The sequence below is a fragment of the Micromonospora sp. AMSO31t genome (assembly GCF_008868175.1).
In the GTDB taxonomy this organism is placed as follows: domain Bacteria; phylum Actinomycetota; class Actinomycetes; order Mycobacteriales; family Micromonosporaceae; genus Micromonospora.
The window spans coordinates 1-533 of record NZ_WBKT01000333.1 but is presented as its reverse complement, the minus strand read 5'-3'; the positions used below and the strand labels follow the sequence as shown (position 1 = coordinate 533).

Here is a 533-nt window from a genome sequence, read left to right as displayed (position 1 = left end):
GACCCGCCCCCGTCCGCTCACCGATCTACGTCCCCGGCCCCGGCGGCGGGCTCGTCCTGCTCCGCGACGAACCCCGCGTCGTCCTCGCCGCCGTCCTCGACACCCCGCACGGGCCGCTCACCGTCGCCGCCACCCACCTGTCCTTCGTGCCCGGGTGGAACATGCTGCAACTGCGCCGCGTCGTCCGCGCCCTGCGCGCGCTGCCCGCCCCGCGGATCCTCCTCGGCGACCTCAACCTGCCCGCCGGACCCGCCGCCCTGCTCACCCGCTGGCGGCCCCTGGGCCGCCGCCCCACCTACCCGGCCGGGCAACCCCGGGTGCAGCTCGACCACATCCTCGCCGACCGGCGCGGCCTCGACCGGCTGCCTCCGGTCACCGCCGTCGACACCCCGCTGTCCACCATCTCCGACCACCGGCCGCTCATCGTCGACCTCGGCTGACGCCACTCAGCCCAGCCCGGACACCCGCTCCGCCGCGCGCACCGCGTTGCGGAACAACATCGCCACCGTCGTCGGACCCACCCCGCCGACCCG

At 76.9% G+C, this 533-nt stretch carries 1 protein-coding gene; it reads left to right on the top strand.

Annotation, left to right across the window (positions count from 1 at the left end; translation table 11 throughout):
• Positions 1–440, top strand: a 440-nt coding sequence (locus F8274_RS30820; protein WP_192580062.1) for an endonuclease/exonuclease/phosphatase family protein, incomplete at its 5' end; no start/stop codon positions are given.
• Between the last annotated feature and the right edge of the window lie 93 nt (positions 441–533).